6 protein-coding genes are annotated in these 15,821 nt (G+C 72.0%); all 6 read right to left on the bottom strand.

Annotated features, from left to right (window positions below):
• From AB0M79_RS08055 to drmD, 6 genes are read right to left on the bottom strand one after another with little or no spacing between them, the layout of a single operon-like run.
• Positions 1 to 2,019 carry an N-6 DNA methylase gene (locus AB0M79_RS08055; RefSeq protein ID WP_364209366.1) on the bottom strand — a complete coding sequence of 673 codons (2,019 nt, stop codon included), beginning with the start codon at positions 2,017 to 2,019 and terminating at the stop codon, positions 1 to 3.
• Between the two features lie 7 nt (positions 2,020 to 2,026).
• Complete coding sequence (gene drmC, locus AB0M79_RS08050; protein WP_364209363.1) at positions 2,027 to 2,800, bottom strand: DISARM system phospholipase D-like protein DrmC; 774 nt, start codon at positions 2,798 to 2,800, stop codon at positions 2,027 to 2,029.
• Complete coding sequence (locus AB0M79_RS08045) at positions 2,797 to 4,695, bottom strand: DUF1998 domain-containing protein (protein ID WP_364209360.1); 1,899 nt, start codon at positions 4,693 to 4,695, stop codon at positions 2,797 to 2,799. Before AB0M79_RS08045 ends, drmC begins: the two co-directional genes overlap by 4 nt.
• Complete coding sequence (drmA, locus tag AB0M79_RS08040; RefSeq protein ID WP_364209357.1) at positions 4,695 to 8,561, bottom strand: DISARM system helicase DrmA; 3,867 nt, start codon at positions 8,559 to 8,561, stop codon at positions 4,695 to 4,697. Before drmA ends, AB0M79_RS08045 begins: the two co-directional genes overlap by 1 nt.
• Positions 8,561 to 12,622, bottom strand: a complete 4,062-nt coding sequence (locus AB0M79_RS08035; RefSeq protein WP_364209354.1) for a DNA methyltransferase — start codon at positions 12,620 to 12,622, stop codon at positions 8,561 to 8,563. The genes drmA and AB0M79_RS08035 overlap by 1 nt, the downstream gene beginning before the upstream one ends.
• Positions 12,619 to 15,768 (bottom strand): DISARM system SNF2-like helicase DrmD, encoded by a 3,150-nt coding sequence (drmD, locus tag AB0M79_RS08030; RefSeq protein WP_364209351.1) that lies wholly within the window; start codon positions 15,766 to 15,768, stop codon positions 12,619 to 12,621. Before drmD ends, AB0M79_RS08035 begins: the two co-directional genes overlap by 4 nt.
• Positions 15,769 to 15,821 lie beyond the last annotated feature (53 nt).

Genomic DNA, 15,821 nt, shown 5'->3' with positions numbered 1-15,821 from the left:
TCAGTCGGTGCCGCTCGCGGACCGCAGGCTGCCGTCGGCCAGGCCGGCGAAGCCGTGCTGGATGACGGTCTCCGCGAGCGCCGCCGTCTCCCGGAGGATGTCCTCCAACGCTGCGAGACGGCGGAACGCCTCACCGTAGCCGTGTTGCTCGTCGAGCGGTAGTCGCGGGATCGGGACCCTTCGTACGTCGGTGCGGGCGAGTAGCGAGGATCCCCGGGGTCCTCCACTGCGGTTCTGGGCGGCCCGGAGGAATCCGGCGAGGAAGTGCGGGTCGATCCGCTCCGGGGCGGGCCGGACGAGCAGCAGTTGCGGACCGAGCAGCACACCGGTGAGATCCAGTACCCGGGCTGCGGGCTCCCGGGCCGCGACCGGCACCACCACGTCACCCGGCTGGATCATAACGGTGCCCGGACCGACCTGGCCGATCTCCGACGGGGCCCGGCCGACCAGTACGTCCTTGACGGTCAACACCGGGACGCCGCCGGTCCCGACACCCATCTTCAGCGGAGCCTGGTGGATGACGACCAGTGCGGCACGGGCGAGTTCACCGACGGTGGTCATCGACAGCGGTTCGGCATCGCCGCGCGTGGCCAGCTCTGGCAGGGTCCGGGTGAGCTCGGCGGCGGCGGCGAGCAGTTGCTGCCGAGCGTGGGGGAACTCACCGGCCGGCGTGCCGTCCACAGTAGTGGTCAAGTACCGCAGCGGGCCGACGTCGACCTCGTCGTCGAGCAGGTCGATGATCCGGACCACCCGGTACGGTCCGGCCCCGCCGGAGAGTCCGGCGGGGTCGGCGATGTACGCCCGCCAGGCCGCGGCGGCGGCCGTCGGGTCGTCGCTGGCGTCGACCAGCAGCACGTCCGACGCCGGTGGCCGGGCCGGATCGGGTCGGTGGAGCACCCAGAGGTCCGGCACGGCTGTCGCCGGGGTGGCTCCGCCGGACAGGCTGATCACCGCCCGCAGCGCGCCGGTACGCAGCAGGTTGGCCCGGATCCGACGGCCAGCCCGGCGGCTCGCCGCGCTCGCCGGCATTGCGATCACCACCCGGCCGCCCGGCCTGACCCGGGCGAGGCAGTGCTGCACCCAGGCGAGTTCGGGTTCGCCGCGCGGCGGCAGGCCGTACTCCCAGCGCGGGTCGCCGGTCAGCTCGTCGTAGCCCCAGGCACGTTCGTTGAACGGCGGGTCGCAGACCACCGTGTCGGCCCGCTGTCCGGGGTAGGCGTCGGCGAGCATGGCGTCGCCGGCCACCACCCTGGCCGGAACAGCGTGCAGGAGGAGCCGTACGGCGGCGAGCCGGGCGACCGTACCGTCGATCTCCTGCCCGAGCAGGCCGGCCGCGCCGCGGTCGTGTGCGGTGCGCAGCAAGGTGCCGATCCCGCAGGCCGGGTCGAGGACGGTGCCGAGGTCGGGCCCGGCCAGTTTGACCATCTGCTCGGCCAGATCCGCCGGTGTGCTGATGGCATACCGCCGGGAGTGCACCTGGTGGTAGCGGTCGTACAGGAAGTCGAACAGGTCGCGGTAGGCCGGCAGGCCGCGTAAGCCGTTCGGGCCAAGGGCGAGGTCGGCGACGGAGCGCACGATCGGGCTCCACTCGGGTTCGAAGCCGTCGTCGAGCGCCGGGACCTCCGGTGCGGCGGCGGCGATCGCCGGCCCGAGTTCGGCGGCCAGCCGGGTGTCCGGATGGCCGGCGAGCGACTGCCATCGGTCCGGCTCGCGGACGAGCAGGACGAGGAAGGCTCCGAGGTAGCCGAGCAGATCGGTGAGCCGCAACTCGTCGACGACACCCCGGATCTGCTGCCAGATCCGGTCGCCGGGCCGCAGCTCGAACGGCTTGCCGTGCCGGGTCAGCCAGCTCTCCATGTCGGCCAGCGAGTACAGCGGGCTGGCGGAGGTGCCGCCGACCGGTTCGGGGAAGTCGGGAAACCGGCGCCGCCAGTTGCTGACCGCCGCCCGGCCGACGCCCGCGAGCCGGGCGATGTCGTTCGCGGCGACGGTCGCGTCGCGGGTCGTCTCGCCGTTCATGTCCCTCCTATCCGCCCGGCCGGAGCCGGGCCAGGACCGCGCCCGCCGTCAGTTCGGCGATGTGCTCGGCCGCCCGTCGGGGCGCCGAGCCGCCCCGGACCAGCAGGCCCGCCTCGATGTTGCGGTCGATGCCGGACGCGGTGAGGTTGGCGCTGGAGACCAGCAACAAGCGGCGGTCCGCAACCGCGATCTTGGCATGCATCTTGGCGTGGTCGTCGGCCCGCCGCGCCACCGGCCAGTGCCACAGTTGCACGCCGGGCACGGTGGCGAACGCGGCCGCGGGTTCTGCGCCGCCGAGCGCACTGCCGGCGCCCGCCAGCGTCTCGACGACGACGGTCACCGACACCCCGCGCCCGACGGCCGCAGTCAGGGCCGCCAGCACCGGCGGGTACGGCTTCGCCGAGTACGTCATCAGCAGCAGTTCGCCGGTCGCCTCGCCGATCAGGTCGACGAGCACCGGGGCGGTGGCCCGGACCGGCACCGCGTGGGTGCTCGGGCCGCTCCACACCGATTCGACACGGACCGCCGACGCCTGCCGGGTGTGGCCGGCGGCCAGGCCGCGTAGGTAGGCCGCGGCCTCCGCGCCGGTCAGCTTGGCGGCCCGCTGGCCGGCCAGCACGGCCCGCGCGGCGTCGGCGAACCCGGCGACCGCGACCGAGCCGAGGGCGGCATGATCGGGCCAGCCGGCGCCGATCCGGTCGGCGAGCACCCGCAGCGGCCCGGCTCCCAGTGCCTCGACCGCCGAGGCCGCCGCCTCCTCGAACGCCGCGTACGACGTCACGGCAGCTCGGGAAAGAGAGCCAGGTCGGGGTCGTCGATCGGGACGACGAACCGACGGTCGAGGAACCGGTTGCCGCGTTCGCAGGTCGTCTCGGAGACGAAGAGGCAGACGTGGCAGGCGGCGCCGTGCAGGAAGTCGGCCGGCTCCTGCGGCAGCCGTTCGGCACACAGCGGATCGGACGAGCAGTGCATCGCCGTTGCCAGCGCCCGCCGGGTGAGCCGTACCAGCGGCTCCTCCTCGGCCTGCGACACCAACCCGCCGAGGGTGCCCTCGGCGTCCGGCACCGCCGTGTAGATCAGGATTCCGGCGCGGGGGTCGTCGTCCCTACTGGGATAGATCCGTTCGGAGAGGCTGGCCGACGAGTAGCCGCATTCGAGGGCGATGGTCCGGATCAGCAGGTGCGACAGGGTGTGCAGGGCGATGAAGCGGGCGCCGGGCCAGTTGCGCATCGGGTCGAAGCCGCCGGGCAGCCGGCCGGCTGTCCGGGCCGAGTAGCGGTTGCTGCGGAAGCGGGCGTACGCGTCGCGGTGCTCGGCGAGCGCCGCCGACGTCGCGACCCGCTGCTCCCAGTTGGCGACCAGGTCCTCGGGCAGGCGGAGGAAGATTCCTTCACCGCGTACCTCGCTGGCCGGAACCCAGGTGACGTCGCCGCGCGCCAGGGCGACCCGGGTGACGAGGTCGGGGTCGTCGGGGTCGGGGGCGTCGAGCCGGGTGAAGCCCACCATGGCGCGGACCTCGCGCAGCCGTTCGGCCTGGACGACGTCGGCGTAGCAGCCCTTGAGCCGGGCCGGCACCCCGGCCGGGTCGCGGCGCAGGGTGAAGTCGTCGGTGGGTTCCGGCAGCTGCCGGGCGGAGAAGATCTCCCATTCGGCGCTGCGGAGGTCGGGGTTGCCGGTCTGCGGTTCCGGCTTCGGCCCGGCCCGGCGTGCCTCGATCGCCGCCCGGATCTCGTCGTCGCTCCAGTCGACCATCTCCCGGAAGACGGGAACCACGGTCCGCAGGTAGGAGATGATGCTCAGGTCGGGGATGTTCTCCAGCTTGTCCCAGTGCTTGTCGACCTTGGCGTCGAGTTCGCTGGCGCCGGTGGGCGGCACGGCGAGCGCGGACAGCGTCTGCGCGAACCACTGGTTGGAGGCGCCGACGACGAGCACCTTCGGCTCGACCTTGCAGGTCTCGAAGTCGCCGAGGTGGGGCCGGCGGCCCCGGCAGCGGGGCAGCTTGTCGGCGCCACGCGGCCCGAACACCTCGCGCATGTTGCGCCGCTGTTCGCAGCGCATGCACTTGATCTCGACGTTGGCGCCGAGGTTGCCGCCCCGGTCGTCCATCTTCAGGGTGGGGTGGGTGGCTTCCGGGCACGATCCGCCGTGGTGGACGAAGCGGGCGTACGGGAAGTCGTCGAGGTGTCCGTCGGTGCAGGCGAGCAGGAAGCGGGCGGCGACGGCAAGTGGCTTCTTCCTCGACCTGACCTTGCGCCGGCAGCCGGCGTGGAAGAAGCGGGCCTCGTGCGGCTTGCGGGCGTTGGCGTTGTCGAATCCGAACGCGCCGGAGTCGATGGGGCCGAGTTCGTCGCAGACGGTGCAGCGCAGCCAGCCGGGGAACGGCACGACCGGCACCCCGACCCGGCCGGCGGGGCCGGCGGGGTCGCGGTCGGCGCCGTCGAGCCACGGCGCCGGCCGTAGTTCCTTGACCTGCTTGCCGAGGATCCGTTGTACGGCGTCGAGCACCCGGGGTTCGGTGATCGCCTCCCAGTCCGGGACCTTGTCGTGCCGCCAGTCGTCGAGCCCGCGGACGAGTACGGAGATGTTGGGCAGATCGACGAGGGCGCCGACGCCGGTGGTGAACATGAGGTGGCTGGGCCGCACGGCGCCGACCCGGCTGAAGTGGTTGCCGGCCATCAGTTGCCCTTTCCGGCGGTCAGGGTCGACTCGCCGAGTTCGTCGCCGTCGGGCAGATCCTCGTTGCCGTCCTGGACAGCACCGTCCAGCCCCGCGCCGTCCGGGCTACCGCTGGAACCGAACGTCCACTCCGGAGCGTCGTAGAGCGGGCTGAAGAGCTGCGCCCCGGCCGGCACCAGCAGGTTGATCTCGTTCTCGGTCTCCCGCATCGACTGGCCGACGGTCAGGTCGTCCCAGCGTTGCCCGCCGGCCCGCTCCAGCAGCCCGACCAGCCGCTGCTGGTCGGCGCCGGAATCGAGGTAGCCGAGCCGGGTCTGACCGGTCCGCTTCTGGGCCCAGCGGTCCCGGAGCCGGTTGATCCGTTCGGCGAGGTAGTCGCGGCCGCGTTGGCCGCCGATCGCCTCGGCCCGCGCCAGCATCCGGTCGATGATCCGGGTCACCTCGGGCCCGTCGAGCGGCACGGTGTGCGCGTCGCCGTTGCGGGAGAAGTTCTCCTTCGCGTTGCGTACGGCGGCGACCAGGGTCGCGGTGGTCCCCCGGTCCAGCGCCCGCCGGGTGTACGGGGTGACCGACAGCGCCTCCACCTGGCGGTAGAACGTGGCGTGGTAGTACTCGAAGTCCTCGTAGTGGGCCATGTCCCGGGGCCGGGACCAGTTGTAGAGGGTGACGACCAGGCCGGGGCGCTTCGCGTCGCGGCCGACCCGGGACGACGCCTGGATGTATTCGGCGGTGTTCTTCGGCTGGCCGGTGACGACCATCAGCCCGAACCGGGACACGTCGACGCCGACCTGGAGCATCGAGGTGGCCAGGACCGCGTCGACCGGCTGCTGGTCGCGGTCGGTGCGCTGATACCACCGGTCGGTCAGCGGGTGCCGCGTCGGTCGTGGACCGGAACCGGTCCGGGCCGCCATGACCCGCCGCATGTCGTCACGGATCGCCCGGCGGCGGGCGGTGGTGTCCAGCTCCGGGTCGAAGCCGATCTCCAGGCGTTTCAGCACCTCGCTGATGTCTGACGACGAGATCCGGGAGGTGAGTTCCTGGACCGTCAGCATCTGGGTGCTGTCGAGCCGGTCGGAGAGCCCCTTGCGCCGGCCGTGGCTGCGTACCCGGGTGGTGACGTCGTCGTCGAGGTATCGGCGCATGCCGGCGAGTTCGCGGGTGGCGCTGAAGTAGCCGACCGTCGTCATGTACGGGTCGGCGGGTGCGCCGTACCGGTCGAACATGGTCTGGCCGGCGATCAGCAGGATCTCGGCGAGCCGGATCTCGGCGGACTTGAGACGTACGCCGTGGGCGCAGATGCCGAGGTAGCGGCGGCCCGGCTGGGCCGGGGTGACCGGCACCTGCCGGCTGAACCAGGTGTCGGCGATGTCGGTGACCGGCGGCGGGAAGACCGCCAGCCGCCGGCCGAAGACGCCGAGCACCTGTTCGGCGGCGCGTTTCGTGGTCGCCGTCGAGGCGACGATCTTCGGCCCGGTCTCCCGCCCGCCGGGCAGCGGCCAGGTGCACAGCTCGTCGACGGCCGCCTCGAAGAGGCCGACGGTGGTGCCGAGCGCGCCGGAGATCAGGTGCAGCTCGTCCTGGATGATCAGGTCGGGTGGCCGGAGCCGGATCACGGGTTCGCTGGTCACCGCCGGCAGGTTGCCCTTGCGGTTGTGCCGCTGCCCGCAGCCGGTGCGGCCGTCGAGGTCGTCGTGCCGGTAGCCGTGCCGGGGGCACCACTGCTGGACCCGGCCGAACAGGATGCCGGCGAAGCCGCGCCACGGCAGTTGGGCCAGCTTGTCGACGGTGGCGATGACGAGGCTGGGCGCGTACCGGTAGATCTCCTCGTCGACGGTGAGGATCGGCAGCCCCTCGTCGCCGCGGGTGCGGGAGAACGGGCAGGCGTCGACGCCTTCGCCTTCCGGGCACCAGACCAGCACCCGGTGGGTGTCGTCGCGCGGGTCGAGGTCGCGGTCGCCGCGCAGCGCGCTGCCGCACCACGGGCAGCTCAGCGTCTGCAGCACGCTGGCGCGGCGCGGGTCGGCGCTGTCCTTCGCCTCCAGGATCTGCTGCGCGGCGTCGGTGTACCAGTTCGGGGAGACGCCGCCGCCGACCCACAGCCCGATCCGGAACGGTTCGGCACCCCAGCGGGCCTCGTCCTCGCGGCGCAGCACCTCGGCGGCACAGACGAGGGCGGCGGCCCGCTGGAACTGTTGCGCGGTCAGCAGCCGCAGCGTGTAACGCATGAGTACGGCGACGCCGGCCGAGCCGCTGCGGGCGTCGGCGCCGACCCCGATCACGCCCTGGAGCCGCCGGATCGCGAACGTGTAGGCGGTCAGCCCCAGATACGCCTCGGTCTTGCCGCCACCGGTCGGGAAGAACAGCAGGTCGACGGTTGCCGTGTCGTCGGCGGCCCGCTCCCCGTGCCCCGGGTCGGTGATCGACGGCAGGTTCAGCAGCACGAACGCGAGCTGGAACGGCCGCCAGGACGCGGCACCGGGCCCCCGGGCGTCCACGGTGGCCTTCGCCTCGGCGTACGTCTGCGGGTGTTCGGCACGCAGCCGGGCGACCTCGGAGTGCCGCCGCTGCAACGCCATCGCCCGGTTCGCGAACCGGAACGCGGCCAGCGCGTCGGCGTGCCGGTCGGCGCCCGGGTCGGTGAGCAGTTCGATGCCGGCCCGGATCCGGTCGGCGGCCCGCCGGGCGGTGAACACCGCCGACTCGGCCGCCGCCCGCAGCGACGCGGGCAGTGTCGGGATCTCGGCGGCCCGCTCGTCGAGCCAGGCGCGGTAGCCGTCGGCGAGCGGCGCCAGCCCGTGCCGCAGCTGGCGCGGCCCGGCGGTCGCCAGCGCGTCCATCGACAACTCGACCGCCGCCAGCGCCTCGTCGCCCGCGGCGGCCACCGTGGCCGGTACGTCGTACGCCGGCAGCCACGTCGTCTCCAGCCGGTACGCGTGCCGTTCCCCGGCGCGGACGGTCGGGTGCACGGCGACGTTGCGGCCGGTCGCGTAGCGGCGCTGCCCCCGGTAGAGCAGCCGCAGCCGCGCCTCCTCGACGTCCTCGTCACCGGAACCCGGCCGGCCACCGTCGAGCGGGTCGTCGACCGGCAGGAACACGGCCGCCTGCCCGTCGAGGGCGGTCACCGTCAGCCGGGACTGGAACAGCCAGGCGGTGTCGGCCCGACTCTCCGGCTCCGACTGCGCGTTGACCAGGACGATCTGCACCACCCGGCGCCCGTCCCGGGGACGCACCTCGACCGCGAGACGCACGCCCGGCACACCCGACTCGACGTCGTACGACGGCTTGCCGTCGAGGCGTACCTCGGCCCGCTTCTCGACCGGCTCCCGGGTCCAGCTCGTGCGTTTGCGGCCGTTCTCATCCTCGACCGGCTTCGGCTCGTAACGCCCCCAGCCGTAGTCGACCCGCAGCACGTCGACGTCACCGGTTACGGCGAACGACATCCCCATCGACGACGCCCACATCTTGCCCAGGCTCTGCGGGGTCAGCACCTCCGGCAGCTCGCCGTCACTGGCGTCGCCCTGCACCGCCGCGTCCATGTCCGGCGGCTCGGCGACCCGGGCCGCCCGGTGCAGTGCCGGCTTCGGCCCGAGCATTCCGACCAGGTACCGCTCCCGGGGCCCCATCGCCCCCGGCCGGAACTGCTCGTGGTCACCGTCCCACGGCCCGAGCAGATCCCGCCCGACCAGCGCCTGCAACTCGTCCCGCACCTGGAACGAAGTCGCCGCCTCGAACTCCTGCGGTACGTCGAGCGGCTCGATGTCGTCCGACCCGGTCCCCGGCGCGGTGGCGGCCACGGCCCGTCCGCCGTCACCCAGCGGCAACATCTCCTGCTCCCCGCGCGGGTGCGGGAACAACCCCTCGGCCATCAGAACAGGGTCCCTTCGGGCTGGGCGGCCTTGCGGGCGGACTTCTTCCTGTCGTGCAGGCCGGCAGCGACCTCGGCGGCGTACCGCTCGTGGTTGAGTTCGAGGAGCAGGTCGACCATCTCGCGGCGGGCGTAGGCGCCGACGGTGTAACGGGTCTCCCGACCCAGGTCGTGGAAGTCGTGGTCGAGGCCGTGGGCGAGCAGGTCGTCCCAGCCGTACGCCCGGCAGACGGCCTCGTCGATCGCCACGTGGATCCGGCGCAGCTCGGCGATGTCGTCGTCCTGACAGGACGGGTTGTGGACGAGGTTGTAGGTCGCGGTCAGCCCGGCCTGCCGGGCCAGCATCAGATCCCGCCGGTACGTGTCCAGCCGGTCCCCCAACTCCCGCAACTCGGCAGTCAACTCCGGCAACGCCAGCGTCTCGAACACATCCGACGGCGTGTAGCGAACACGCGTCTCCAACGTGGATGCGCGACTGACCGCCCACCAGTAGTGCGGCGCACTCGACAACAACCCCAACATCGCCGTGTCGTCCGTAGCAAACACCACAACCGCTTCGCTGATGACCTGTCCCGTCGGCACCATCACCGGCATCACGGTCTTGCTGACCCGCGCAATCACCACCACCCGCCCCAACCCCGCAATCGCCTGATACAGCTCCGGCGCAGGACGCGTGAACCGCCACCATATTTCTCGCCGCCGCTTGTCATTGTTGGTGGAGCGCTCTGGTTTCACCAAGCGAACTACTTGGCCATAACAGTCCGCATACTCCTGTGCTCGCGCCTCGCTCCAGTCATGAAAGTTGATGACCCAACGGCTTGCGGCGGCATCCGGACTGCTGTTCAGGTCTTGACCATTGAGGTAAGGGAACAGGACGTCCTTGTTTGCCGAATCCTTTTCGATCAGTGCGATCGCGTCGGCCGGATCCATCGTGAATCCCATCCCGAGCACGTACGACCCGATGAACGATCTTCCACCACTCGCAGCCAGCCGGAACGGGTTTCCGGACGTCCTGGAGACCGAGTCGAGCGCCGGGGAGATGTCGCGAACCGGGGCGTCGTCCAAGACGCGCTCAGCCTGCTTCGCGACCGGCGCTCGGCTGGTCCAGGCAGCGCAGTATTCGAGCACCGCAGACCGGGATGGCCAAGGCCGGCTCTTGATCGCCCGACGGATGGTGGTTCCAGCCGCCGCAATCTGATCCAGGCCGACCTCGCGGGTGTCGCCCTGGGCGAGGGTGTTGGTAGCGATCAGGCCGGTCTGCCCCCTGTTGTTGAGCACGGCATGGGCGCGGAGCACGAAGTAGGCCACCAGGTCCGCGCTGCCCCGCACTCCTCGGCCGATCGTCTCGACGAGGTATTCGCGGTGGGCGGTGCCGAGGGTGCCGGTGAGTTTCTGCCCACCGAGAAATGGCGGATTGCCGATTACCCCGTCGAAGCCGTTGCGGTCGTTGAAGACCTCGGGGAAGGTCAGGGGCCAGTGGAGGGGGTGGCGGTCGAAGGAGCCGGGGACGTGGTCGGTGGCCAGCCATCTGGTGGCCCGCACCCGGGCGTCTTCCTCGCTCATGCGGCCGGCCGCTACGTCGTCGACGAGCTTGGCCGCCTCCACCGATCCGGCATTGATCGCCCGCTCGCCCCGGCCGGCGTTGGCGAGTGCCGCGCCGACGGCCAGGTCGGCGTAGAGGCGTAGGCGGGCGGTCTTCGCCTCGGCGGCGGCGAGCAGTTCGCGTTTGGCGTCCAGTGAGCCGTCCGCCGACTCGACCTCGGCGATCCGGCGGCGGTCGCGGGCCACCTCGGCCACGAGTTCGCGCACCCCGGACGTCCAGTCGAAGAAGGTTCCCTCGTGCAGCTTGCGGCCCTTGACCGGGTCGAGGTGCATGGTTTCGAGCTGGTCGAGGTTGGTGATGCCGAGCAGGGAGTCGCCGGCGACGAGGCGGTCGTCGAGGAAGGTGAAGGGGCGGTGCGGGTCCATCGACACCAGCCACAGCGACAGTTTCGCCATCTCGACGGCCATCGGGTTGATGTCGACGCCGTAGAGGCAGTGTTCGATGATCTGCCGGCGGGCCTCGATGACGAGCGGGTCGGCGTCGGCGTTGACCGGGCGGTCCCCGTCCGCGACGACGTACGAGATGGCGCGTTCGTCGCCCTCGCGGGCCCAGGCGGCGATCAGGTGGCCGGCCAGGTAGCGGCCGGCGGCGACCAGGAACGCCGCCGAGCCCATCGCGATGTCGGCGACCTTGAGCGCCAGGATCTCCCGCGCGGACTTCGGCGTCCACTGTGTCCGGTCGGCGGTCTGGAGCGGGCCGGGCGCGTAGACGAGTGGTTCGAGGGCGTGTTCGACGACCTCTTCGGCGAGTTCGCGCGGGGTGTAGTGGGTGCCGGTGTTGCCGCGCAGCGCGGATTCGGTGACGAAGAGTGCCCCGGGGAGGATGACGACCGGCAGGCCGCGCAGGTCCTTGCGGATGACGCCGTCGAAGGGCATCAGCCGTTCGGCGAGCGGGTAGTCGCCGCCGGTGACGGCGAGCAGCCGCTTGCGTACCTCTTCGCGCTCGACGTCGTCGGGCGGGGTGAGCTTCTTCGCCAGCGCCGCCGCCGAGCCGATCTTGGAGTCCTTGTATTTCTCGGCCAGCGCCTTCGGCAGCTCGGCGCCGTGCCGGGTCCGCAGCTCCTCCAGTACGGACAGTGGCATTTCCTCCTCGATGCCCTCCTTGCCGATCAGGCCGACGGTGACCTCGTCGGCGCGGAAGCCCTCGAAGGAGAGCAGGCCCTCGTAGACGTACCCGATCTGTTCGACGTCGAGGGTCGCGAAGCTGAGCGTGCGGACCTCCCGGTTCTTGCCGGTGCCGACCTGGACCCGCTGCACGGCGTTCAGCATGTGCAGCACGGTCCGGTCGTCGATGGTCAGCGGCAGCCAGTCGGTCTGGGCCGGGTCGAAGAGCGAGCCGTCGTGGGCCGGCATGGTGAGCTGCGAATGGTCGACGCCGCGGTAGATGGCGTGGAAGAGGGCGAGCAGCCGCTGCCAGCCGGCGTACGAGTGTTCCAGCTCGTCCTCGGTGCCGTCGTCGGCCTGCTGCTGGAGTTCGGCACGCAGCCCGCCGGCAGAGTACGCCCGCGCGTAGAGCGGGTTGTCGGCGGGAAGCAGGTTGCGTTCCTCGGCGAAGAGGAGGAAGACGATCCGCATCATGACCGAGACGGCGCCGCGGTAGACGTCGTGGGCGTCGACGTCGCGCAGGCCGGGGCCGCCGTGTTCCCGGTCGTGCACGTCGGCACGGCCGATCGCGGCGACGAGCAGTTCGACGGCCTGCCGGACTTGTACGCCGAGCGCCTCGGTGAGTTCCTCCTGGTTTTCCAGGCTGGCGTGCAGCAGCTTCACCAGCCGCTGCGGTTCGGCGACGTTGAAGAACCGGTGCCGGGACAGCAGGGAGACGAAGGCCCGTACGACGACGCGCTCGGCGGTTTCCGGCCAGGCGATCGCGTCGAAGACGGCGGTCGTGGTCGCCTTGCCGCGTGGCGCCCAGACCAGGGTCCAGAAGCGGCCGTCGGTGGCGAGGCCGAGTTCGACGTCGTGGTGCCGGCACAGGTGGGCGAGCCGGTCGGCGTACGTCGCCGCCCACGCCGAGCCGGGCACCCGGGCGGTCGGCTGGTGACCGGGCGGGCAGACCAGCCCGAGCAGTCGTACGTCGTCGGGCTTGACCGTGTCGGCGGTCGCGGCCGGGCCGGGCTCGACCAGGACGAAGCTGGGACGGATGGTGGTGTCGTGTTCGGCGACGTCGACGGCGAGCCGGTCGAGTCCGGTGTCGCGCAGCAGCTCGCGCCAGCCGAGCAGGTCACGCAGCACGTGGTCGGTCCAGGCGGACTGGCCGGCGGCCCGGTCGTCGAGCCAGGTGGCGTGGGCCAGCCGCAGCCGGTGCCGGGCCGGCCGGTCCAGGGCGTCGAGGCCGGGCCAGGTGTCCCGCAGCACGGGCAGGCTGAGGAACGGGCCGCTGATGTCGACGAGGCTGAGCCATTCCCGGTGCTGGGTGGCGCCGTCCGGGGTGGCGGGGCGGCGTGACGGACGGCGGTTCATCGGGTGGCCTCCCGCTTCGGGACGACGAAGACGACCGCGACCGGGAAGCGGTGCGGCTGCGGGTCGCGGTAGCGGGCGGCGACCGCCGCCAGCTCGCGGGACCGTTCGGCTTCCAGGCCGTCGAGTTTGGCCCGCCAGGTTTCGCGGTCCCGGCGGTACTGTTCGCGTTCCTCCCGGGAGCCGGCCGCCTCGGCGCGGCTGAACAGGGCGTCCTCCGCCTCGGCGTCATCGTTCGCGAGTTCGGCGCGCAGGGTGGCGGCGAACCGGTCCAGGTTGGCGTTGATCCGCGCCTCTTCGGCCTTCTGCCGCTGGTCGAGTTTGCGGGTCAGGGCCTCCTGGCGGGTGTTGCCGCGCCAGTCGATGGCGGCGAGCAGGCCGTCGGCGATCCGGGGCCAGCGTTCGGCGAGCCGTTCGCGGACCGGGGCGGTGGCCGGGATGCCGGCGGTCAGGGCCCGGTCGAGGATGCCGCCGAGGGTCGTCAGGTTCTCCAGGCGGCGGAACCGGCCGGCCGCCGGGGCCCAGCCGCCGGCGTACAGGACCTCCTCGTGCAGGCGTACGCCGTCGTTGCCGACCAGGACGAACCGGGAGTAGGCACCGACCAGCACCTCTTCGAGCGCCGGGTCGTCGCTGACGACGGCGGTGATCCGGTGCAGGCCGATCGCGGGGTCGGAGACGGCGGCCCGCAGCCGTCGGGTCGACATGGCGACCAGCGGGTGGTTGAGGTGGGCGAGTACGACGTCGTCGCGGTCCTTGGCGGCACCGGCGTCGAAGGTGACCGGCCGCTGCCGGGGCGGTTCGTTACGGCGCTTGAGTTTCTCGGTCAGGCCGGCGGCGGCGCGCTGCCAGGAGCCGGTCAGGGTCGGCACCGTGTAGAGCTGGTCGGTGCGGCCCTTCTCGTCCGGCTGGTGGCGCAGCGGCTGCTGGTTGGACAGTGCGAGAGCGGTGTCGACGACCCGTTTGACGGCGGCCGGGGTCAGGCCGAGTTCGCGTACGGTGTCGTCGAGGTTGCCGCGCAGCCGGCGTACCTGCTCGCCGACGTTGGCGTCACCGGCCAGGCCGGTGGTGGCCGGCGCCGTGGCGGTGACCGTGTCGACGTCGGCGGTGTCCTGGCCGAGCATCCGGCGCTGTACGGCGTTGGACAGGACGGCGTTGACCGCGCCGAGGTCCTCCTCCATCCGGGCGACCTTGGTCGCGACCCGGGACAGGAACTCCAGGTCCGCCTCGTACGAGTCGACGGCGTGACCCCAGCCGGCGCCGACGAAGTGTCGTACGTCGGGGTCGTTCTTCTGCCCGTAGCGGTCGATCCGGCCGATCCGCTGTTCGAGCTTGTTGGGGTTGAACGGGATGTCGTAGTTGACCAGCCGGTGGCACTGGGTGTGCAGGTCGATGCCCTCGCTGGCGGCGTCGGTGGCGAGCAGGATCCGGACCGGGTTCTCGTCCGGGGCGGCCTGGAACGCCAGCCGGATCTGCTCCCGGTCCTCCGGCGAGATCTGGCCGTGCAGCAGGGCGACAGCGTCGCCGGCCAGGCCCTCCTGGCGCAGCAGTTCGGCGAGCCAGGACTGGGTGTCCCGGTATTCGGTGAAGACGACGACGCGTTCGTTGCTCCAGTTACGGCCGTCCGGTTTGGTCACCGCCCGCAGATAGTTGACGAGCTCGCGGGCCTTGGCGTCCGGCTGTGCCTCGTGGGTCAGCGCCCACCGCCGCATCCGTTCCAGCAGCTCGATCTCGTCGCCGGTCGCGTCCGGCTGCATCGACCGGGTACGCCCGAACGCGTCGTCCTCGGCCTGGGCGAGCTGCTCGTCGTCGTACGTGGCGGTGTCGTCGAAGAACTCCTCCACCCACTCCGGCACGTCGTCACCGGGCGGTGCGGCGGCCCGGGTCCTGGACTGGAGAGTCTCCAGGTAGACGTCGACGGTGTGCGCGAACGCGGCCGGGCTGGAGAAGAGGCGCTTCTTGAGCAGCAGGGTGACCAGGTCGGTGGCCTTGCGGCCCCGTTCGGTGAGCAGGCGCTTGCGGCGCAGCCCCGCGAACTCGGTGAGCAGGGCGTGCACCTCCCGCTCCCGCTCGGGATAGTGGACCTGGATCTCGCGGGCCTGGCGGCGGGTGAACCGCGGGTTGCCGTCGGCGTCGACGATGTCGCGCTTGAGCCGGCGTACGACGGTTTCCCGGACCGCGGCCGGGTCGGGGCGTACGCCGCGGGCGAACCGCTGGTCGTCGAGGATCTCCAGCAGGGCGGTGAACGAGGCCGGGTAGCCGTTGTGCGGGGTCGCCGACAGGAACAGCCGGTGGGTGAAGTGCGGGGCGAGCCGGCGGATCAGCTTCGTCTGCTGCGAGTCGACGGCGTAGACCTGCTTGGGTGCGGCCGGTGCGACGTGGTGTGCCTCGTCGAGGATGAGCAGGTCGAAGGTGCGGCGGGTGCCGGGTCCGTCGGCCGGCAGCACCTCGTCGAGCAGGCGCTGCGCCTTCTGACCGCGCAGCCAGGGCAGGCTGACTATGCACAGTGGATAGACCTGGAACGGGTTGGCGGCCGACCCGTGGGTACGGCGCACGACCGCGCACCGTTCGGTGTCGATGACGGTGAAGTCGAGACCGAACTTCTCGGCCATCTCGTCGCGCCACTTCACGGTCAGCCCGGCCGGACAGACGATCATGATGCGGCGGCCGCGCTGACGGAGCAGGATCTCCTGGGCGACCAGGCCGGCCTCGATGGTCTTGCCGAGGCCGACGTCGTCGGCGAGCAGCAGGTTGACCCGGGGCGCGTCGACGGCGCGGGCGACCGGTTCGAGCTGGTAGTCCTCGATCGCGACACCCGAGCGGAACGGGGCCTGCAGGGTCTTGACGTCGGCGGAGGTGACGGCCGACCAGCGGACCGCGTCGAGGAACGCGGCGAGGCGTTCGGGCGGGTCGAAGCCGGTGGTGGTGACCTCGGGCAGCGCGCCGGTGGGCAGGACCCGGGCACCGGGCTCGATCTCCCAGATGACGTCGAGGGTGTGGCCGTACCGGCCGTCCTCGACGCTCTGCAGCCCGACCAGGTGGCTGTGGTCGCCCGGTTCGACGTCGCTGACCACCCAGCGCTGGCCGCGTACCTGGACCAGGGCTCCGATGGTCGGCGTGTCAGCCGGCCTCTGTCGTGTCGCGCCGCGCACCGCGCTCCCCTCGTCGACGGGCACACCCCTGCCGCAGGAGGGGCGGGCCCCGC

Origin of the sequence: Polymorphospora sp. NPDC051019 (assembly GCF_040683055.1) — a bacterium.
Taxonomy (GTDB): Bacteria; Actinomycetota; Actinomycetes; order Mycobacteriales; family Micromonosporaceae; genus Polymorphospora; species Polymorphospora lycopeni.
The sequence above is the reverse complement of the archived record's forward strand: the minus strand, read 5'-3'. Positions and strand labels throughout refer to the sequence as shown.

Coding starts and splice junctions, on each gene's coding strand:
- AB0M79_RS08055 (WP_364209366.1), bottom strand. CDS start 2,019: ATGAACGGCGAGACGACCCGCGACGCGACCGTCGCCGCGAACGACATC.
- AB0M79_RS08045 (WP_364209360.1), bottom strand. CDS start 4,695: ATGGCCGGCAACCACTTCAGCCGGGTCGGCGCCGTGCGGCCCAGCCAC.
- drmA (WP_364209357.1), bottom strand. CDS start 8,561: ATGGCCGAGGGGTTGTTCCCGCACCCGCGCGGGGAGCAGGAGATGTTG.
- AB0M79_RS08035 (WP_364209354.1), bottom strand. CDS start 12,622: ATGAACCGCCGTCCGTCACGCCGCCCCGCCACCCCGGACGGCGCCACC.